The 19,823-nt window shown below is 45.6% G+C and carries 16 protein-coding genes and 2 pseudogenes; 12 read left to right on the forward strand and 6 right to left on the reverse strand.

The genetic code is table 11. The features are described from left to right. Positions 1 to 47 precede the first annotated feature (47 nt). Positions 48 to 1,052: a tetratricopeptide repeat protein gene (locus tag RID53_RS23940; protein WP_446390489.1), complete on the forward strand. Its 1,005-nt coding sequence runs from the start codon at positions 48 to 50 to the stop codon at positions 1,050 to 1,052. Positions 1,053 to 1,200: 148 nt separating this feature from the next. Next, entirely contained in the window at positions 1,201 to 1,392 is a 192-nt protein-coding gene (locus RID53_RS23945) for a DUF2281 domain-containing protein (RefSeq protein WP_446390490.1), read from the forward strand. Between the two features lie 172 nt (positions 1,393 to 1,564). Here the strand turns inward: RID53_RS23945 and rfbB are convergent, their stop codons facing one another. From rfbB to RID53_RS23965, 4 genes are all read right to left on the reverse strand, one after another. Next, positions 1,565 to 2,638 (reverse strand): dTDP-glucose 4,6-dehydratase, encoded by a 1,074-nt coding sequence (rfbB, locus tag RID53_RS23950; protein WP_446390491.1) that lies wholly within the window; start codon positions 2,636 to 2,638, stop codon positions 1,565 to 1,567. A 125-nt stretch (positions 2,639 to 2,763) separates the two neighbouring features. Continuing rightward, a complete protein-coding gene (locus tag RID53_RS23955) occupies positions 2,764 to 4,110 on the reverse strand; it encodes a TonB family protein (protein WP_446390492.1) in 1,347 nt (448 codons plus the stop codon). Between the two features lie 64 nt (positions 4,111 to 4,174). Then, complete coding sequence (locus RID53_RS23960) at positions 4,175 to 5,428, reverse strand: RNA-guided endonuclease InsQ/TnpB family protein (protein WP_446390493.1); 1,254 nt, start codon at positions 5,426 to 5,428, stop codon at positions 4,175 to 4,177. A 147-nt stretch (positions 5,429 to 5,575) separates the two neighbouring features. Continuing rightward, positions 5,576 to 6,310, reverse strand: a complete 735-nt coding sequence (locus RID53_RS23965; RefSeq protein WP_446390494.1) for a precorrin-2 C(20)-methyltransferase — start codon at positions 6,308 to 6,310, stop codon at positions 5,576 to 5,578. Positions 6,311 to 6,358: 48 nt separating this feature from the next. Between RID53_RS23965 and RID53_RS23970 the strand changes: the two genes are divergently transcribed. Beyond that, complete coding sequence (locus tag RID53_RS23970; protein WP_446390495.1) at positions 6,359 to 7,060, forward strand: esterase/lipase family protein; 702 nt, start codon at positions 6,359 to 6,361, stop codon at positions 7,058 to 7,060. Positions 7,061 to 7,419: 359 nt separating this feature from the next. On the opposite strand, the gene RID53_RS23975 is transcribed toward RID53_RS23970, so the two are convergent. After that, positions 7,420 to 9,381 carry a cation:proton antiporter gene (locus tag RID53_RS23975; RefSeq protein ID WP_446390496.1) on the reverse strand — a complete coding sequence of 654 codons (1,962 nt, stop codon included), beginning with the start codon at positions 9,379 to 9,381 and terminating at the stop codon, positions 7,420 to 7,422. A gap of 445 nt (positions 9,382 to 9,826) precedes the next feature. On the opposite strand from RID53_RS23975, the gene RID53_RS23980 reads away from it, so the two are divergent. Beyond that, entirely contained in the window at positions 9,827 to 11,155 is a 1,329-nt protein-coding gene (locus RID53_RS23980) for an ArnT family glycosyltransferase (RefSeq protein WP_446390497.1), read from the forward strand. Positions 11,156 to 11,390: 235 nt separating this feature from the next. On the opposite strand, the gene RID53_RS23985 is transcribed toward RID53_RS23980, so the two are convergent. Then, positions 11,391 to 11,795, reverse strand: coding sequence for an AbrB family transcriptional regulator (locus RID53_RS23985; RefSeq protein ID WP_006099102.1), 405 nt, complete (start codon positions 11,793 to 11,795; stop codon positions 11,391 to 11,393). A gap of 459 nt (positions 11,796 to 12,254) precedes the next feature. Between RID53_RS23985 and RID53_RS23990 the strand changes: the two genes are divergently transcribed. The 8 genes and pseudogenes from RID53_RS23990 to RID53_RS24025 all read left to right on the forward strand — a co-directional run. After that, positions 12,255 to 12,698, forward strand: a complete 444-nt coding sequence (locus RID53_RS23990) for an Rrf2 family transcriptional regulator (RefSeq protein WP_446390498.1) — start codon at positions 12,255 to 12,257, stop codon at positions 12,696 to 12,698. A gap of 27 nt (positions 12,699 to 12,725) precedes the next feature. Next, positions 12,726 to 13,118 carry a GFA family protein gene (locus RID53_RS23995; RefSeq protein WP_446346743.1) on the forward strand — a complete coding sequence of 131 codons (393 nt, stop codon included), beginning with the start codon at positions 12,726 to 12,728 and terminating at the stop codon, positions 13,116 to 13,118. Beyond that, a complete protein-coding gene (gene cbiB / locus RID53_RS24000; RefSeq protein ID WP_446390499.1) occupies positions 13,111 to 14,121 on the forward strand; it encodes an adenosylcobinamide-phosphate synthase CbiB in 1,011 nt (336 codons plus the stop codon). The genes RID53_RS23995 and cbiB overlap by 8 nt, the downstream gene beginning before the upstream one ends. A 190-nt stretch (positions 14,122 to 14,311) precedes the next feature. Continuing rightward, entirely contained in the window at positions 14,312 to 14,851 is a 540-nt protein-coding gene (gene pyrR / locus RID53_RS24005; RefSeq protein ID WP_446390500.1) for a bifunctional pyr operon transcriptional regulator/uracil phosphoribosyltransferase PyrR, read from the forward strand. A 67-nt stretch (positions 14,852 to 14,918) separates the two neighbouring features. Continuing rightward, positions 14,919 to 15,947, forward strand: coding sequence for a type 2 isopentenyl-diphosphate Delta-isomerase (fni, locus tag RID53_RS24010; protein WP_446390501.1), 1,029 nt, complete (start codon positions 14,919 to 14,921; stop codon positions 15,945 to 15,947). 314 nt (positions 15,948 to 16,261) lie between these two features. Continuing rightward, on the forward strand, positions 16,262 to 18,076 hold the full coding sequence (gene sppA, locus RID53_RS24015; RefSeq protein ID WP_446390502.1) for a signal peptide peptidase SppA: 1,815 nt from the start codon (positions 16,262 to 16,264) through the stop codon (positions 18,074 to 18,076). 278 nt (positions 18,077 to 18,354) lie between these two features. Continuing rightward, positions 18,355 to 18,435: pseudogene (locus RID53_RS24020) on the forward strand (DUF433 domain-containing protein); the annotation flags it as partial. A gap of 110 nt (positions 18,436 to 18,545) precedes the next feature. Further along, positions 18,546 to 19,823 (forward strand): annotated as a pseudogene (locus tag RID53_RS24025) (hypothetical protein); the annotation flags it as partial.

The raw sequence follows: 19,823 nt of genomic DNA on the forward strand, positions 1-19,823 counted from the left end.
ATCATACATAAATTCCCCATTTAATATGTCGAGTTCAGGAGACATCTATGAAATTCATTCACCGTACAATTCCTCTATTGGGTTTAACGGCTATCCTGATCACCCCAATAACTGCTCGTGCTGTTCAAAATTGCCCAATAGATGCGGTTACGCTCAAAGATTATATTGCCCAAACCACTCCTGAGGATTTTATCCAACGAGGAATACAGCAAGAGCAAAGTGGTGATCTTAAGGGAGCAATCACTAACTTTAATCGAGCAATTGAGCTTAACCCTTTTTATTCCCCAGCTTATGCTCAACGAGGAATTTTTCGCCTGAAACAGGGTGATATTAGTGGTGCAATTAGGGACTTTAATCGGTGGACTGAGATTAATCCAAACTCTGCCCAAGCATACAACTTCAGAGGATTTGCTCGTCAGCAACAGGGGGACATTGATAGTGCGATCACCGACTTTAACCGGGCGATTGAAATTGATCCTAATTACGCCCCAGCCTATGACAATCGGGGAGTTGCTTACGGACAACAGGGAGAAGTCCAGAAAGCGCTAGCCGACTTTGACACAGCAATTGAAATTGACCCTAACTTCGCTCCAGCTTATCACAACCGCGCAGTTGCCCGTGTGAAACAGGGCAACATGGAGGCGGCAATTCGCGACTTTAATCGGGCAATTGAGGTTGATCCGAACGATGCTCAAGCCTACTATACTCGAGGAGCTGTCTATTTTAAACAGGGAGATACCCAAGCAGCACTCGCTGACTTTAATCAGGCAATTACGATTGACCCTAATAATGCTCAACCTTACTATAATCGCGGAGTTGTCCGTGTAGTACAGGGGGAACTTCAGGAGGGAATTGCCGATTTCACTCAATCGATTCAACGTGATCCTAACTATGCTGCTGCCTACTACAATCGGGGAACTGCCTTTGTTCAATTAGGGAACGAAGAAGAAGCGATCGCGGATTTCCAAAAGGCGGCAGAGTTATCCAGACAACAGGGTAATATGACAATTTATCAAAATGCCCTTGACCAAATTCAACAGATGCAGCCGTAAAGAGGTACATGAGGTAAGGGTACGGCAATGCCGTACCCCTACGAGTGATAATTGATTCATAATGGAGATTAATCTCGCTGGTTAATACACCCTCCCTCAAGGAGTGTATTGGTTAGCAAGCGTTAGCAAAAAGGTATTGGAACACAATATGAACACTATCGAATCCATCGTTCTCAGAGAACTCCGCCAACTGCCCCCAAGTCAACAAAATGAAGTTTTAGATTTTGTGCAATTTCTCCGCAGAAAATCTCCCAATATTCCGAAAAAAAGTGTTAAAGGACTCTGTGCAGATCTGCCCTTTGACTTAACCGATGCTTTTGGGCGCAATCATCGTCTGTAGTCTACTAACTTGAAAACTGCCGTAAATTGGGTATGAGTAGCGAGCAAGATGCAAAGCCTGCGGCATGGCTTCGCTAAACGCACTACAAGGATTTCGTCATTGTTGACATTAAGGTTTGAATACCGAACAGCTTATATCCTCACCCAACTATCTGCAAACATCCTTTGCTGATTTAACCATAAATTTTCCGGTAGTAATCTTTGTACTCCTTCGACAGCAACGGTTCCCACCAATCCCGATGGGTCAAATACCATTCAACGGTGCTACGTAATCCCCCTTCAATGGTTTCTTGAGGTGTCCAACCCAGTTTTGCCTTAATTTTGCGAGCATCAATCCCGTATCGGCGATCGTGTCCGGGTCGATCTTTTACAGAAGTAATTAACTTTTTACTGGGAGAAACAGGTAAATCCGAAGCTAATTCATCCATAAGCTGGCAAACCATCTGAACCAAATCCAGGTTCTTGATTTGGTTGTTACCGCCAATGTTATAGGTTTCGCCGGGAGTTCCTTGGTGAATGACTAAATCAATGGCTTGACAGTGATCATTCACATAAAGCCAGTCCCGCACATGCTGTCCATCTCCATAAACGGGTAAGGGTTGACCCAGCATGATGTTAATACACATCAAGGGAATCAGCTTTTCGGGAAACTGATAGGGACCGTAGTTATTTGAGCAATTGGTAATTAATGTGGGGACGCCGTAGGTATGATGATAGGCACGAATGATGTGATCACTACCCGCTTTAGACGCCGCATACGGACTGTTGGGTTGATAGGGTGTTGTTTCACTAAATAACGGGTCATTCGGACTCAAGCTGCCGTATACTTCATCCGTAGACACATGAAGGAAGCGATCGCTCTTTGGACACCCCCGTTTTTTCCAATGCTGGCGAAAGGCTTCGACTAGAGTTGATGTACCCAGAACATTTGTTCTCACAAACGCTTCGGGTCCTAAAATGGAGCGGTCAACATGGGATTCCGCCGCAAAGTGGGCGACGGTATCAATTGTCTCACTGCGGAGTAAGGCATCAACCAACGTGCGATCGCAAATATCTCCCGGTACAAACCGCAAATTCTCTCGTCCCTCGACTGGCTCTAGATTCCGACGATTGCCGGCGTAACTGAGCAAATCGAGAACAACGACTCGATCATCGGGGTAGCGATCGCACCAGTGATGGACGAAGTTGGAGCCAATAAACCCCGCTCCACCTGTTATGAGTATGCGGCGAGGTTCTCGTGAAGGCATAATGACTTGGGTTCCTTTTTGCTGTAATCTCGGAGGGGATAATTCTAACCGTCGATCATCTTAACATCCGGTTGGGGATCAAGGATGAGACGGGTCAAAAATTGATAGCGCCAGCCCATCTGAGGCTAGAGTATGGGTACAACTACGTCAGGTGGGTTGGAGGCTTCAGGGCTTTCCTCTGCTGGATTCGCTGACTCTTCAGGTTGGTCTTTTTGAGCCTCGGACTCTGAGGTTGTGTCTGATGGCGATGGTTGTTCAGAGTTTTCTGGATCACCATCCGAGGTTTCTGAATTGGATGAGGAAGAACTTGGGGAATTCGAGTCCTCAGCCGCCTCCGGATTCTCAGGTTGGGGTGTTGGCGAATTAGAACCCTCAGGAGTCTGATCCGAGGCTTCGGGAGGTGTTGGCTTCGGACACACCTTGTCTTGACCTGAGAACTCTACCGAGACTTGGTATTCCTGGGGCTGTTCCGTGCGATTCAGAAAACGATGAGCTTGAATTGTATCTTGTGCCTTTTGCTCAAGAATGGGATCACCTGCTCGTTGAATGACTTGTAAATTCGTCGGTTTGCCATCAGTGCCGACAACGACGCTATATCGGACGTTGCCATTCGCCCGCTTCTGGCAAGCGGCTTTGGGATAAGAAGCAATCAATGTTCTGGGTGGAGGTTGTACCTTATTCTCTTCAGCGCCAGTGATATCTGACTGTTGCTCAGAGTTGGGTTTCTCGGCTACTGACTGATCCGATTCTGATGCCGTCTCTTCCGGATTTGGGGTTGGATCATCTTCATTAGCGGCGGGATCAGTCTCTTGATTGAGAGCAACTTCCTTTTTATCTCTGTGGGGTTCCGGTGGTTTAGAGCGTGGATTCGTTAACACCGATGAGTTGCGATCATCGCGTAATTGCGCTGCCAAACGATCAATACTCGGCATCGGCTCTGTTTGTATGGATCTTGATTCAGGATTCATTGTTCCTGGGGGAGGCGGTGGCGGAAGTTGGCTGGGAAAAACTGGAATTCCTAGATTTCTCCTCATGGGTGGAAATGGAGTACTCGGTTGATTCCGGGAGATTCGGGTTCTGGTTCGTTTCCGAGTCGAAGACGACGATGACGGAATTTTTAACGATTGTGAAGGGGACGCCACGGAAATGTTGCCATCGAGGGGTAAAGAATCTAAGGAATCCTGAGAGGGGAGAGGTGGGAGCGGTGGGAATGGCGATTGTAATGGTGTCTGCTGATAAATATAGGGGGGAACCGTTGGCACTGATAAATCGGGTAGGCGACTCAAATCGGCTTCGCTTAATTCCAGCATTTGTACAGTTCGCCGAGTTAGTGGCGCTTCATTGGAAAAAACGGGGACATAAGAGGGTAAGGTTAGCCCCAAGATGACATGAATACCCACCGATGCCATGACGGCGATTCCGGTTGGCTGATTAAGTTTCTCGGAAACCGTTCTAAATAAAAGATTCGACATAGCCGTTATCATGCTCTCCGTTGCGGGGTTGTCGGGAATTCTATTCGTTGTGAACTACTCAGGCTTATTTCGTTGAAGCCTGAGCTTCTGGTTTCGCTGGGGATTGCGTCAGCTTAGACTTACGCCCAAGCTTCGGTCTCACATCCCCTCCACCAGCAGCAGTCCCAGTCCCTGAGACCGATAAATGTTGTTGAGCCTGTCGAAGCATTCTGACACCTTCCGCTCTAATATTTGCTGAGGCATTACCATCTCTATCATGATGAGTGCCACAGCTCGGACAAGTCCAACTCCTAACCTCCAAGGGCATCTCGTCTACCTGATAATGACAGTTTGAGCAGAGTTTTGAACTAGGAAACCATCGGTCAATCTCTACCAGTACCTTACCCTCTTTTTCGAGTTTGTACGATAGAAAATTGACAAACATTCCCCAGCCTACATCAGAAATTGCTTTAGCTAGTTTGTGGTTCCGAACCATGCCTTTAGTATTTAGACTTTCGACTACGATAACTTGGTTTTCGTCAACAAGCTTTCTCGATAGCTTATGTAAGTAGTCTTGACGGACATTACTAACTCGTTCGTGAACCCTAGCCACCAGTTTCCTGGCTTGATCTCGTGACTTGCTTCCTTTCTCCTTTCTGTCTAATTTCTGTTGCTTCCGCTTGAGGTTACGCTCATGCTTGGCTAAATGTTTGGGGTGATCAAACTTAGAGGTTTTAACCCCATCGTTAACAATGGCAAAATCCTTTAATCCCAAGTCAATCCCGGCAATTTTACCTTCACTTCGACTTGCGAGAGTGCTGACAGGAGGATTATCCCCTTCTACCTCGGTTAATACAGATGCAAAATACTTACCCGATGGCGTCATGCTAACCGTTACTGTCTTGATAGTTCCTTCAATTGGTCGGTGTATTTTAGTTTTGACTACGCCAACACGACCGGGAAACTTGAGGCAACCATCAACAACTTTAACCGACTGAGGATACTGAATGGATTGCTTATTCCTTTTAGCCTTGAACCTTGGGTATCTAGCTCTACCCTCGAAAAAGTTTTTGTAGGCAGCTACCAGGTTTAGTGTGGTAGCTTGCAAAACTTGAGAATAGCATTCAGATAACCATTCGGTTTCCTCCTGTTTCTTGAGCTTAGGCAAAAATGCGTTTAATGCTGAACGTGTCAAGCCTTTACCCGTTAACTGGTAAGTTTCAATGCACAAATTGAGTGCATAATTCCACCACCAGCGACTACAGCCAAAGTGTTGAGCTAGTATCACTTGTTGTTCAGTTGTCGGATATAGCCTAACTTTGATGGCTTGATGTCGCATCGCTTTCACCTCCTCTTACCACTATATACCATTTAAGGTAAGCAAGTCCTGAAGATTGGAAATTTCGTTCCTCAATTTCCCGCTGTCCATCCTCACCCTACTTCGCCCTTGGGTGAGGACTTCCGCGACGCCGTTAATAAAAATAATCTAGAGTCTAATTGAACTCAGGGATTGAGTAACGTTGACAATCATGATCGAAAAGTAGGGTAATTTCAGCGTTGGGCGATCGCGTAAATCGTGATAAATCACTTGATCCGGTAGGGTAGCACGTTCGACTACCCAAGTGGTGTCCAATAATTGGCGGCGATGCAACACCTGCCAAACCTGTTCATACACTGAACTTACTTTCATCAGGACTATGACATCCGCCCAGTCTAAAATTGTTTCCAGTTCCTTTACATTATAGAGAGCTGGCAGCACCACCAAGCGATCGCGCTGTACCGTTAGCGGTAATCCTAACACTGAGGCGGCTGCCATGGGTGAACAAACGCCAGGAATCATTTGCACTACGGCGGTAGGTTGCTGCTGTTGCAAGGTTTGCGCCAAATAGGTAAACGTGCTGTAAAAACTGATATCCCCTTCACAAACAAACGCCACATCTTGCCCAACGTTTAGATAATGCCAAACCTGTTCGGCGGCTTTATTCCACGCTTGGGTAAGAATGTCAAGGTCTTGCACGTAAGGAAATGTTAAAGGCAGTTGAACCTGTTGAGTGTCTAACCATTGCCCGATAATTTGTTGAGCCATACCCAGTTTCCCCCTTACTCCCGCCGGAAACGCCACCACAGGTGCTTGTTTGAGGATACGCAGGGCTTTAAGCGTGATTAATTCGCGATCGCCTGGACCGACACTCAGACCGTAAAGTGTGCCAACTTGCCCCATGATTATTTGTTACGTTTGATTAATAATTAAAAAGCTCTAAAATCCCAAATGCCACTACCGACTGTTATTCTACCGGGTTTTTTTGCCGGGGCAACTGAATATCGAGGATTAGAAACCGCGTTAAATCAGTTAGGGTTTCCCACCGTTACTGTACCGCTACGACAAGGCGATTGGATGCCCACCATTGGCGGTCGTTCAGTCTTGCCCATCTTACGGCAACTTGACCAAACCGTGAAACAGGTTATGGCAGATTACAACGCCACTCAGGTTAATCTGATTGGTCATTCCGCCGGAGGCTGGATTGCCCGAATCTACCTGGGCGAAAAACCCTACGATATTCATGGCGATGTAATATCCTCAGTCCCCGGATTTTGGAATGCTCATCCTGCTATTGCCACATTGGTAACGTTAGGGACACCTCATACTAGCCAAGAGCGCTGGACAAAACGTAATCTGGATTTCGTGGCAATCAACTATCCGGGGGCATTTTATCCCCAGGTTAAATATATTTGTGTCGCGGGTAAAGCTATTTATGGTCAACGACGTTTGGGTCAATGGTTAGCGTATAACAGTTATCAGCAAACCTGTGGAGTCGGCAATTGTTGGGGAGATGGGATTACTCCCATTGAAGCGGCTCATTTAGAGGGGGCGGTGAATCTCACCTTAGAAGGGGTGCTGCATTCACCGCGAAGACAGGGACTTTGGTATGGTTCGCCAGAACCAATGAAATCATGGGTTCCCTATTTATAGCGCTACGCGCTAGGCAATGGGCAATAGGCAATGGGCTTTCTTTGAAGAAAAACACTGACTCCTCAAGGGATTGACCCTTCGACTTCGCTCAGGGTCAAAGCGATTTAAATTTTTCTTCTTTTGTCCTAACCTGTGTGCGTAGTGCTATAAGGTAAAAATCGTAGGGGCGCAAGGCTTGCGCCCTTTATTCAGTGAGCGATTCCTCTGAATCATTAGACAGTATTGAATAAAAAAACCTGCATTGTCAGGGCGGGTTTTGTTGAAATGTTATCGCTACCCCCACTAAGGAAGCGTCTAAACCCGCCCCTACACACTCGCACGCCATGCCCGAAAAGCTTTGCGAAGTGGTCAAAACTGTTTCATCCTTCAACCTTCGCCTCTTTTTCACCCTTCGGTTTATTGGCAATTTCTTTAACCACTTTCTCTTCCACAGGCTCAGAAATCGGAATCTCCTCAACCTCTGGCAACTTTTCTACCGCCAGCCGGGAGGACGAACTGCCACCGGATAAGCGTTTCAAGAGTTTAGGTCTGGGATCATGCAGCAGATAAATAATTTGATCGCCAGCTTGCCAAGTTTCATTAGCGCTAGCCACTTGTAAACTGGCTTGCCGTTCGATTAATAAGGGAACCAGTTCTCCCGCCCGAATCAACGCTTGTAAATGCGCTCGCTGAAAAGCTAATCCCGACTCTTTTAACGTGGTTGTACCTAACTTGACTTGTCCCTCGACAATATATTTGTTCCACGTCTTAATCGGTAGTTGCGGCACAAAGGCTTGATGAATTTTGGTTTTATTATTTGAGGCATTGCCTTGGGGATCACGAGGAAATACAGCAACCACTCGCGGTGGAGTAAACTCTTCCACGGCGCGTTGCCCTAAGACGAGGTTCACTTCCCCATTATTGGTCATTGCCAGAAATGTACCCACCGATTCAATCCCAGCTTCTTCTAAAACCTCAACATCTAAACCACTGCTTTGAAACACCCGCAGATTTTCTTCCTCGGCTTTTTGGCAGGCTTCGGGATCAGTGTCGATGAGGACAACATCTTCTCCCTGTTCTTGAAACAAACGCGCAATCAGACGACTCAAAGGATTACAGCCCACAATCACCGCACCCGTTGCCTTTTCCTGGGGATTCAGTTGTAGCCATTGGGCAACCCAACGCGCCGTTAACCCTTGTAAAAATACCGTCAGCATAATCGTTAGGAAGACCAGGGCTTTAATCGAATCTCCCCCATTAATCCCGCGTTCGGTTAAGAGAATCGCAAATAAGGAGGCAACGGAAGCACTGACAATTCCTTTGGGCGCAATCCAGGATAAAAAGATTTTTTGTCGCCAATTTAAGCCGCTATTCCAGGTACATAAGCTGACACTCACGGGGCGCACCAGCGTCATTAATGCCAAAACCGTGAAGACACTGCCCCAGCCTAAGGCGAAAACACTGTCAATGGACAAATCGGCGGAGAGGAGAACGAAGAGTACGGACACCCCCAGCACGGTTAATTGTCCTTTAAACCGTCGTAACAGCCGTTCTTCTGGTAGAGAAGATGCGCCGACGACGATTCCGGCGACGACAGTTGCCATTAATCCGGATTCGGAGCGAATCGTTTGTGCCAAGCCAAATAAGCCTAACATCCCAGCTAACACAACCAGGTTTTTCAGGTCTTCTGAAAGAAAATCGGCTCGTTTGAGAAATAAACCCAGCAGCCAGCCACCAATACCGCCAATCACACCACCAATACTCAGGCGTAACCCTAGACCGACAATGGCAGCAGAGGCTCCCGCCTCGCTGTTGAGAATGGTATCCAGGACGACAACGGATAGAATCGCCCCCACGGGGTCAATTAATACCCCTTCTCCTTCTAAAAGGGCGGCAACTCGTCGGTCTACTTTCACTTGTTTGAGCAGTGGACCAATCACCGTCGGACCCGTCACCACCACGAGAGCCGCATAGAGAAAGGCAATCGACCAGGGAAATTCTCCTAACCAATGGGCAGCCATTCCACCGCCTAGCAGGGTAATCAGTGTTCCCAGGGTGACGAGGTTTCTCAGAGAACCGGATACTTTGCCTAAGTCGCGTAGGTTGAGATTCAGTCCTCCCTCAAACAGAATCACGGCTACGGATAAGGCAACAATGACTTCCAGACCCACTCCCAGTTCTTGGGGGTGTAATAACCCTAAACCATCGGAGCCGAGGGCAACGCCGAAGATCAGCAGAAAGACGATGCTAGGGACTTTTAGGTATTCGGCAATCACCTGAGCGCTGATTCCAGCACAGACAGCGATGACCATTTGTAGGGTTAATTCAAAAGATCCTTCCATAGGTATGCTTGTCGCAGGTGATCGATTAAGTTCTAGATGCCTGATGATTGGCTCTATTTAGCAAAATGAGCAAGTTGAGTTGATAAAGCCTAACTATATTACTGTGAATAAGCGGCAGGAGTGATTCGGTTAACCCCAAGGGTGTGACGCTAACGTTGATCCTAACGCGGCTACGTCTATCTATCTATAAGCAAGTCAGTTTTTGCTAGACTTGTCGCTCTGAAGCAGGTTTAGCTGACTTAATCCCGACGATAGTTATTCCTAAAGTTACACTGATCGAGGTAGTCAGAGTTTTTTATTTTTAACTGAAAAGTCATAATTGAAAAGTCACCGTTTGATTAGGTCGCGCCACGGGTTGAGTCACGGTGAAGGCAATGGCAACCTGTTGGATGGCAGCAAGGTGAACGACTGGCGACCAGCAGCACTCTAACTTGTTCGTTTAAAGATGAATCGTCAAACATTTATTTCGGGACGCTCAGAGAGTCGAATTCGCAAAACTCAACGTTGGATTGAGCGGATGTGGATGTTCGGCTTACTCTTAGCCGCTTTGCTCTTATTTTGCCTAAATCTGGATAGCCCACCTCTGTTAAATGGGGGTGAACAAACGATCAATCAGGTCGCTGGTGAATTAACTACCACGCCTTTGGCATCTTGGCAATGGTTTTATCCAACGTTTGGGGACAAATCCTATGTTGAAGATCCACCCTTACTATATTGGCTAATTGCTTTGGCTTATAAGACAGGGAATGATAATACCTTGATCACCCGCTTACCGACTGCCCTTCTGAGCGCTCTGTCTGTTCCCCTTTTCTATGGAATCGGTCGAGAAATTTTCCCCTCTCGTCAAAATGCGCTTTTTTCGAGCTTCATTTATTTAACTGTATTCCCTGTGGTGCAGTATGGACGTCTCGCGATCGCAGATAGTGCAGTGTTATTCTTTGTGATGCTAATGATGCTATGTCTGTTGCGATCGCGTCGTGATTTGCGTTGGTCATTGGTAGCCGGTATTGGATTCGCTTTAATTGGTCTGACTCAGGGAATTGGATTCGGATTGCTTTTGCTGGCAATCGGTTTGATTTTTATTGCCTGGGATACGCCGAGACTGCTCAGATCTGGCTATTGGTGGTTGGGTTGGATATTAGGTATCATCCCCGGATTGGTTTGGTATACTCTACCCTGGCTTGAGGGTCAAGCATTTCTCACTGCCAATCTGATCCAAGAATCTTTACAACCCTTTTGGCATTCTGTCAAGATTCCCAGGACTCTTACTGGCTATTACGATTACCTAGTGGAGTTCTTAAAATTCTCGGTTCCCTGGTTACTCTTTGCGTCTTATGGATTAGGGTTGGCGTGGACTCATCGCAATTGGGGTTGGGCAAAATTCGTATTGGTTTGGACGGGTGTTTATGGGGGAGCCGTTTGTCTAATCGGGTCTCCCTTATCGGCGTATAGTTTACCAATCTACCCCGCTTTAGCCCTAGCAGGTGGCGCTCAACTTGCTGCCGTGTGGAATTCGCCCCGCTCTCAATCCTATCCGCGTCTCTGGGTTTTTGGATTGAGTCTCATGTCTTTAGGGGCAATCGCCGCTACTGTTTATTTCCTACTAGAAGCCTCTGGAAGCCTTTTACCTGTCGTTTCTAGTTCCGTCGCCTTAACCTTCGCGATCGCGGCTATCCTCGTGGCTCGACGCGACATTCAATTTATTTTCATCTTGTTTTGGGGGATGTATGTGTCTCTGTTATTGTTGATGACCTCTCCCCATTGGATTAACTAGAATGCCTAGTGCTATATCTTAGCCATTTCAATGAATAGCACGATGTATCCCCCGCTAAATCTTCTGGATTATAACGGGGGTCTTTTTTGCCAACTCCAATAAAAATCCTATCGCCCAACCTGATGGTTGGGACGCGGACTTATCCGTTGTTGCTATGTGACTCAAGGCAATTGAAATGCTGGTAAACAGTCAGCCTCTTTAGGCTTTTAGCTTTTCCTTAGCTATCGCCTGAGTCTTACTCATCAATTTCCTCTTCTGCGCCAAGTTGCTTGAGATGAATGTGCTTACGACCTAAGGTGATTTCAAATTCATCCCCAGGTTGTAAACCCATCTGTTTCGTATAAGCAGAACCAATAAGCAGATTACCGTTAGATTGCACAGAGATGCGATAGCTCGCACTCCTACCCCCGCGTCCATTGCCATTGGCTTTGCTATCTAATTCAATACCCTCAGCGTCAATCAGCGCATTCAGGAATTTCATCATATTGACGCGCTCTACATCGTTTTTAGTTACGGTGTAGTAGCCACAGGCTCTAGCTTTTTCTTCTTTGCTGAGGTTACCTAGCTCTCTAACTTTCTCAAGCAGTGCTTGACCCTCTAAGGGTTCCATCTTGGACTCCATTTTTTTCTTTTTAGCCATCAACTTGAATCTAAACCTAAACAGTGAGGTCTCAGGTAGCGATTTCGCTATACTGATACATAACCAAGATAACAAAATCTTGGTCTTATATCATCCTCTATAGAACTATATTACACGGATACTGTCAACATAGTTGCTTATATTTGTTGAATTTATCTGTTTAACAAATCAACCGCCGACTGGAGAACGTGTCAGCAATGGATACGGAGTGATAAGGTGAGGCGTTTCCAGTTGATCGAGTCAGCAACAAAAACCAATGATGTGTAAAACTCAGGATTGATGGGAGGCGTTATCAGGCTTCAGGAAAAACCCACCTGGTTATAGTTGACAGTACAACCTTCCGGGGACGTCAATAAAAAAAAACCGTTCAACTCTTAACCCTGTACAACCCAACCTGAAACTGGCTGAATTAGACTCCAGCTTCAAACCAACTCCAAGCTAGGAGAGATTACAATCCCTATGAAGTTGACAACTCGCGGACATTATAGTGTTAAAGCGCTCCTTGATCTCAGCCTACAGCCCGGTTATGGACCAACATCCGTTAAAATGATTGCCCAGCGCCAAGATCTACCCGCACCCTATTTAGAGAAACTACTGATTGAAATGCGTCGTGCTAATTTAGTGAATTCAGTACGGGGTTCTCAAGGTGGCTATCAATTAGCTCGCAAACCTTCAAAAATTTCTCTGGGTCAGATTTTAGAAGCCGTTGGTGAAACAATCGAACCGTTACACCACCACCAGGCAGATGCCACTCAAGCTGAAGACTGGGTAACTTTAACCTTGTGGCATCGACTGCATGAAAAACTCAAAGATGCCCTATATAGCATAACCCTTGCCGATCTTTACTATGATGCTCGAAGTTGGCAAGCGGCTCAAGGAGAACAAACCAGTTTTGTGATTTAATAGAGGCTTTGATCGGGAATGACCAGTATGAATCAACTGATTACCTATCAAGGGGGCTGTCACTGTGGTTCTGTCCGTTTCCGTGTGACAGTTGACCAGCACGAGGCAATCGATTGCAATTGTTCAATTTGTCGCAAAAAAGGCTTCATCCACCTAATTGTACCCCCGGAACGGTTTACTCTATTGAGTGGGGCTGACGTTTTAACAACGTATACGTTTAATACCCATACCGCTAAACATACATTCTGCCGTATTTGTGGGATTCACCCCTTTTATCGTCCCCGTTCTCATCCCCAGTCGATTGATGTTAACCTGCGTTGTCTCGATGATGATGTCCTGTCTCGATTTGCCAGAGTGCCGTTTGATGGTGCGAATTGGGAAGATAATATAGATACGCTCAAAGGCAACAAGATTGACTAGAAGTGTCATTGTTTTGTTACTTGCCGCCAGTCTAGATTACTGGATAGGTGATCCTTGGGGTTGGCTTCATCCCGTCCAAGTCATGGGTTGGCTGATTTCTCACTTTAGCCAATGGATAATTCACAATCTTTATCGTCCATGGGAACGCCGCCTCGCCGGAATTGGATTGGGGTTAGGATTAATTATCGGTAGTGGTATGGCAGGCTGGTTCATCGTGTTGGCAGCAAACTGGCTTCATCCTTGGGTAGGGATTGGGGTTGAAAGTATTCTGCTAGCAAGCTGTTTTGCGGGTCGCAGTTTACGAAACGCGGCTGATGATGTGGTACAACCGCTAACTGATGAAGAGTTAGAGCAAGCGCGTTCTCGTTTGCGTCAATATGTGGGTCGAGATACAGAAAAATTGACAGCGCCGGAAATGTTTCGGGCGGTTCTAGAGACTATCGCCGAAAATGCTACGGATGGTGTTACAGCGCCCTTATTTTATGCTATTATTGGCGCGTTTTTTCCGATAGTGGGTAGCGTTCCCTTGGCTTTAGCCTATAAAGCGGCTAGCACTCTCGATTCAATGATTGGTTATCGACGCGAACCTTATACAGATTTAGGGTGGTTCAGTGCTAAACTTGAGGATTACTTAACCTGGCTACCCTGTCGGTTCACGGTAATAACCTTAGCGCTTTTGTCAGGAAAACCTCAAAAAGTATGGAGTTTATGCTACCGAGATGCAACCAGCGATCCTAGTCCCAATTCCGGTTGGAGTGAATGCGCTTATGCTGCTATTCTGGGCGTACAACTTGGGGGAACCAACTGGTATCAGGGAGTTGCCAAATATAAACCCCTTTTAGGTGATCCGGTTGATCCAATTACACCGACCAAAATTGACCAAGGGTTACAGTTGACCCGATACTGCTGTTTGATTTGGCTGGTTATCGCGATCGCCATACTGGAGTCTTCTCATTTATTCCCATCCTTATATATATGGCATCAAAACTCGATTCTCCACTAGCGCAGCGAAGGGTCATACCTCAAAACCCCAAACTTAAACAAAGGGCGGGTTTTGCAACCAAATTAGGAAAGACAATTTACATTAGTCCCTCAACCCGCCCCTACTCCAAACTATATGCCGTGAACTCTAGACAATATCCCTAATTCTCTCCCCTAGTCCTATCCCATCCGCCATCAAACCACCAACGAGAATGCCAACTCAAACTATTGAAATTCTCTCCCCTGAAGAACTGCGCCGCACTGTCACTCGTTTGGCATCTGAGGTGATTGAACGTGCCGGAGATGTGTCTAAACTTGTGCTTTTAGGCATTTATACTCGCGGAGTTCCCCTCGCCAAGCTGCTAGGACGGCAAATTGAAATGTTAGAACAGGAATCGGTAGCCGTGGGCGCGATCGATATTACCTTCTACCGCGATGATTTGGATCAGATTGGCGTCCGTACCCCAGCGAAAACCGAGATTTCCTGTGATCTTTCGGGCAAAATTGTGGTATTGGTCGATGATGTTATCTTTAGTGGGCGCACAATTCGCGCCGCCCTCAATGCGGTGAATGAATACGGTAGACCTGAAGTGATTCAGTTATTAGTTCTGGTCGATCGCGGACATCGTGAGTTACCGATATGTCCCGACTTTACAGGCAAACAGCTACCTACCTCTAGAGACGAACAAGTTAAGGTTTACTTGCAAGATTTTGATGGACGAGATGCTGTGGAGTTAATCAAAGTCTTTTAGTATATCGTTGGCTGAACCCTGCTGCAAACTCTCCTACCCTCCTACCCTGTTCTCATTTTCCAGCACGATGACAGAAACCCAAACGCGCAAAGCCGATCACATCAGAATTTGTCTCAATGAAGATGTGCAGTTTAATCAAATCACCAATGGATTAGAACGTTATCGGTTTACCCACTGTTGTTTACCGGAAATCAACCGCGATGAAATTGATATCTCTACCGGGTTTCTGGGTAAAACCTTAGGCGCACCCTTGCTAATATCCTCTATGACTGGGGGAACCCAACAGGCGCAAACGATTAATTTTCGTCTGGCTGAAGTCGCCCAAACGTATCAATTAGCCATGGGTGTAGGTTCCCAGCGAGTCGCGGTGGAGAATCCACAAGTGGCGGATACCTTTGCCGTGCGATCGCTTGCACCGGATATTCTATTATTGGCGAATTTGGGTGCGGTTCAACTGAACTACAGTTACGGCTTGGATGAATGCTTGCGCGTGGTGGAACTGTTAGCCGCCGATGCCTTAATTTTGCATCTCAATCCTTTACAGGAATGTATTCAAACGAATGGGGATACCAATTTTCGCGGCTTGCTTGACAAAATACACAAATTGTGCTGCAAGCTGCCTGTACCTGTGATTGCCAAAGAAGTCGGCAATGGCATCTCAGCCCCCATGACACAGAAACTACTTGATGCGGGTGTTAGCGCCATTGATGTTGCGGGTGCAGGGGGAACGTCTTGGGCAAAAGTTGAAAGTGAACGGGCATTAAATCTCAAGCAACGTCGCTTAGGACAAACCTTTGCCGACTGGGGATTACCCACAGCCGATTGTATCACCAGTATTCGAGACATTGCCCCTGATGTTCCCCTAATCGCTTCCGGTGGATTACGCAATGGGTTAGAGGTTGCCAAAGCGATCGCGCTGGGTGCGGATTTAGCTGGATTAGCCTTTCCCTTTCTCCAAGCCGCATCAGAGTCTACAGAGGCGGTGGATGAACTCGTGGAGTTATTAATCGCGGAAATAACCACGGTACTCTTTTGTACAGGAAATGCCAATCTGCCTCAACTCAGGCAATCTGACGCCTTAAAGAAGTTAGGATGAATGTTTGTAGTTGCGCTTTAGCGCCAGAAGCACTTTAGCGCTTACTACAAACTCTAAAGTCAGTGATATTCAAGTTAGGATAGAGGCAGTTGTCCGTCAAGCTGGCTATAGTTTCTTGGTCTGACACCCAGCGCTGGTTAATACAAGCCGATACAGGACAGCTTATAACGGAGCAACACCCGACTCTAGTCAAACCACTCATCAGGAAAGTCAAATCCCAGTTAAACTCTTATCTTAAATCAATTGAAAACGTTTCGGACAACAACTAAACATAAACAACAGATAACGAATAACTCATAACGGATAACCCGAAAATGCGTAAATTTATTACCCAAACCTTTGCCAGTGTACTGGGTAGCCTAATCGGTTTTACCTTGTTTTTTGGCATCAGTACAGTTGGACTCATCAGTTTAATTATCACAGCCGCATCCAGAGATACTGGACCCCAAGTCAAAGATAAATCGGTACTGGTTTTTGATTTATCCTTAACGGTTCGGGATACCGATCCGACATCTAGCACCAGTCGAGCGATTGAAGAAGCACTATCTGGAGAAGAAACCGACACGATTACATTACGCACGGTTGTCGATACCTTAAACGCGGCGGCTGAGGATTCCCGAATTGTGGCGCTTTACCTCGATGGATCACAGACAAGCACCAGTAGTGGTACAGGATTTGCCACGCTGAAAGAAGTCCGAGAAGCATTAGAACGGTTCAAAGAAAGCGGCAAAAAAATTATCGCCTACGATGTCGATTCTGGGGAGGGAGAATATTATCTGAGTTCAATCGCCGATACAATTGTCCTCAATCCCATGGGTAGCCTGGAAATGAATGGTTTTAGTTCTCAGCCCATGTTTTTCACCGGGGCTTTAGAAAAATTTGGCATTGGGATTCAGGTGATTCGGGTAGGCAAATATAAGTCAGCCGTAGAACCCTTTGTTCTCAAAGAATTGAGTCAAGACAACCGAGAGCAGATAAATGCGTTACTCGGAGATCTGTGGTCAGAATTTCGGACTACGGTAGGAAAAAGTCGTCAAGTAACACCTCAAGAGTTACAAGCGATCGCGGATACTCAAGGTATTGTCTTAGCATCGGATGCGATCGGGCGTCGCTTAGTCGATAAAGTGGGGTATTACGATGAAGTTATTGCCCAACTTCAGGAACTCACGGGTGAAAGTGAAACCGAGAAATCCTTTCGCAAGATTCGGATGTCTACTTATGCAGACATTGCCGATAAACCTAGACATCAACAGGCTTCTAAAAATAAAATTGCCGTCCTTTATGCCAGTGGTGAAATCGTCGATGGTGAAGGAAGTGTCCAAGAGGTGGGAGGGGAATCCTTTGCCGCACAAATGCGGAAATTGCGCCTTGATGATTCAGTAAAAGCTGTTGTCTTACGAGTGAATAGTCCGGGGGGTAGTGCTACGGCGTCTGAGATTATTCAACGGGAAGTCAAACTTACTCGTGACTCCAAACCTGTGATTATTTCCATGGGAGATATTGCTGCATCTGGGGGATATTGGATTTCCACTTATGGTAATCGGATTTTTGCCGAACCCAATACAGTGACGGGTTCAATTGGAGTGTTTGGACTACTGATGAATGTCCAGCAAATTGCCAACGAGAATGGGATTACTTGGGATGTGGTAAAAACGGGACGTTTGGCTGATTTGCAAACCGTTTCTCGTCCCAAAACGCCGCAAGAGTTAGCCCTAATCCAAAACATTGTGAACCAAATTTACACTAAATTCCTGGATAAAGTTGCTGAGTCTCGCAAGCTACCCAAAGATAAAGTTGCCCAAATTGCTCAGGGGCGAGTTTGGTCGGGTATTGATGCTAAACAGTTGGGGTTAGTCGATGAAATTGGCGGACTCGATGATGCGATTGAGTATGCCGTCAAAGAGGCAAATTTAGGTGAGGATTGGAAATTAGAAGAATATCCTCGTTTCCAAACCTTGGAAGAACGCCTGATTGAAGAGTTTGTCGGGAATGATAGTAAGACTACACGACAGCTTGATCCCTTAATGGCAGAGTTCATGAAATTGAAAGAGGATTTGGCAATGTTACAAGCGCTGAATGATCCGAAAGGGATTTATGCGCGTCTACCGTTTAATTGGCGGTTTGATTGAGGAAATTAAAGTTCCCTCCCCTTAGCAAGGGGAGGGTTAGGGAGGGGTTCAAAGTAGTGTAGAGTTTTGATTATAGAGATATAAGCTGTCAAGCATTTAAATTGGGTATTAGTAACGAGCAAGATGCTTGATGTAGGGAGCAAGATGCAAAGCCTGCGGCATGGCTTCGCTTAACGCACTACGGCAAGGATGAGAGCCATTATTGACATTAAAGTTTAAATGCCGAACACCTTAGCCGGCTACGCCTTAGTTTTAAGTTTGAATAGAAGGAGCCAACGATGCAACTCGAAGACTATTTCAATATTCTCGCCCCCAATGATATTCGGCTTAAGGGTTCGCGTATTGGAATTGAGACTATGGCTTTGACGAAGAACCTTGTGAAACGATGAGTTTTGTGGAAGCAGTAAAAGTCGCTGAGTCATTTTAATTTTTACAGCATTAGAAGCGCTTTGAGGGAGTCAATAAAACCATGAAAATAAAATACTTTTTAGCCACTCAACTCTTTATCGGACTCTTGCTATCAGGGTGTAATCCAGGGGGAGAACTTGCGAATCCAGAAAATCCAAGCTCATCTAGTTCTTCAACAGTATCTGATAAAAAACAGTTTGATGCCACTAATTTTCCCTTAGAGTCTTGTAGTGATTCTCTACCAGAAGACCCACAAGCATATCCCATTGAACTTTATACGGTTTTCATTAATGGGAATGAAGAACGCGATTTTAAACTAATTCAAGCAAAATATTGTCAACAGGTGTTAGGCTTTTTAAGCCCTGACTTCGGTATGCAATTAGCTACATTTACCAGTAGAGAAAAGGCAGAACAATTTAAAGAAATTATCAGCCAATATTTTGAAAACGTACAGATTTCAGAGCCAGAAATTATTAGAGAATTATCAGAAAATCCATCATCCAGAACAGATAATTTGGAAACACCAGAGAAGTTTGAAACTACTGAAGAAATTGCCAAAGCCGCTTTGTTAAGTGAAGCGCAAATGCAAGAATTATTAGCAATTGATAGAAGTGAAGTAAGCCTTCTAGTCAGTAGCAAGCCAGATACACTCAAAGTAGTAGTTCCAACCTATATTCCTCAAGGATTTGAGTTAACTCGGTTTGATGTTCGTCAACAAGGAGATTATGGAAACAGTTATGATATTTGGTATAAGAATCCAATGAATAATCAATGTTTTAGCTTTCAAGGATTCCATGTCCTCGTAGAAGGAGGTGGGGCAGGTTTATCAGCAGTTGTAAATGCTAATTCTCGGGCATTAGGCTTGACTCCTATTGCATATACAAGTTCAGTAAAAATGGGCGATAGAGTATCTAGTATAGGCTTTTATGGCGAACAACATAATAAAGATTTTGGTGATTTTATGTTTAACTCTCCTTCCTATGGTTATGACGAAGAGCCTTGTGAAGCGATGAGTTTTGTGGAAGCCGTAAAAGTTGCTGAGTCATTTGAATTTTTACAGCCTTTGAATCCTCGTCAAAAAACTGATACCCAGTTAACTAATAACCCATTTCAATCTATGTCATTCCCAAAAGAATCTTGTGGTGACAGCTTACCAGAAGATCCAGATGCTTACCCGGTTGAGTTTTACCCAGTTTTAATTGATTATAGTGAAAGCAATTTAGAATCGGTACAGTCTCAGTTTTGCAGAGATTCCCTGAAAATCTATCGGGAATCTTTAGATAAAGAGTATATTCAAGTTTCTTCTTTTATTGGACGTGAACGCGCCAATCAGTTCAAG

Source organism: Coleofasciculus sp. B1-GNL1-01, from assembly GCF_040220235.1.
GTDB lineage: Bacteria > Cyanobacteriota > Cyanobacteriia > Cyanobacteriales > Coleofasciculaceae > Coleofasciculus.

Coding starts and splice junctions, on each gene's coding strand:
- RID53_RS23940 (WP_446390489.1), top strand. CDS start 48: ATGAAATTCATTCACCGTACAATTCCTCTATTGGGTTTAACGGCTATC.
- RID53_RS23945 (WP_446390490.1), top strand. CDS start 1,201: ATGAACACTATCGAATCCATCGTTCTCAGAGAACTCCGCCAACTGCCC.
- rfbB (WP_446390491.1), bottom strand. CDS start 2,638: ATGCCTTCACGAGAACCTCGCCGCATACTCATAACAGGTGGAGCGGGG.
- RID53_RS23955 (WP_446390492.1), bottom strand. CDS start 4,110: ATGTCGAATCTTTTATTTAGAACGGTTTCCGAGAAACTTAATCAGCCA.
- RID53_RS23960 (WP_446390493.1), bottom strand. CDS start 5,428: ATGCGACATCAAGCCATCAAAGTTAGGCTATATCCGACAACTGAACAA.
- RID53_RS23965 (WP_446390494.1), bottom strand. CDS start 6,310: ATGGGGCAAGTTGGCACACTTTACGGTCTGAGTGTCGGTCCAGGCGAT.
- RID53_RS23970 (WP_446390495.1), top strand. CDS start 6,359: ATGCCACTACCGACTGTTATTCTACCGGGTTTTTTTGCCGGGGCAACT.
- RID53_RS23975 (WP_446390496.1), bottom strand. CDS start 9,381: ATGGAAGGATCTTTTGAATTAACCCTACAAATGGTCATCGCTGTCTGT.
- RID53_RS23980 (WP_446390497.1), top strand. CDS start 9,827: ATGAATCGTCAAACATTTATTTCGGGACGCTCAGAGAGTCGAATTCGC.
- RID53_RS23985 (WP_006099102.1), bottom strand. CDS start 11,795: ATGGCTAAAAAGAAAAAAATGGAGTCCAAGATGGAACCCTTAGAGGGT.
- RID53_RS23990 (WP_446390498.1), top strand. CDS start 12,255: ATGAAGTTGACAACTCGCGGACATTATAGTGTTAAAGCGCTCCTTGAT.
- RID53_RS23995 (WP_446346743.1), top strand. CDS start 12,726: ATGAATCAACTGATTACCTATCAAGGGGGCTGTCACTGTGGTTCTGTC.
- pyrR (WP_446390500.1), top strand. CDS start 14,312: ATGCCAACTCAAACTATTGAAATTCTCTCCCCTGAAGAACTGCGCCGC.
- fni (WP_446390501.1), top strand. CDS start 14,919: ATGACAGAAACCCAAACGCGCAAAGCCGATCACATCAGAATTTGTCTC.
- sppA (WP_446390502.1), top strand. CDS start 16,262: ATGCGTAAATTTATTACCCAAACCTTTGCCAGTGTACTGGGTAGCCTA.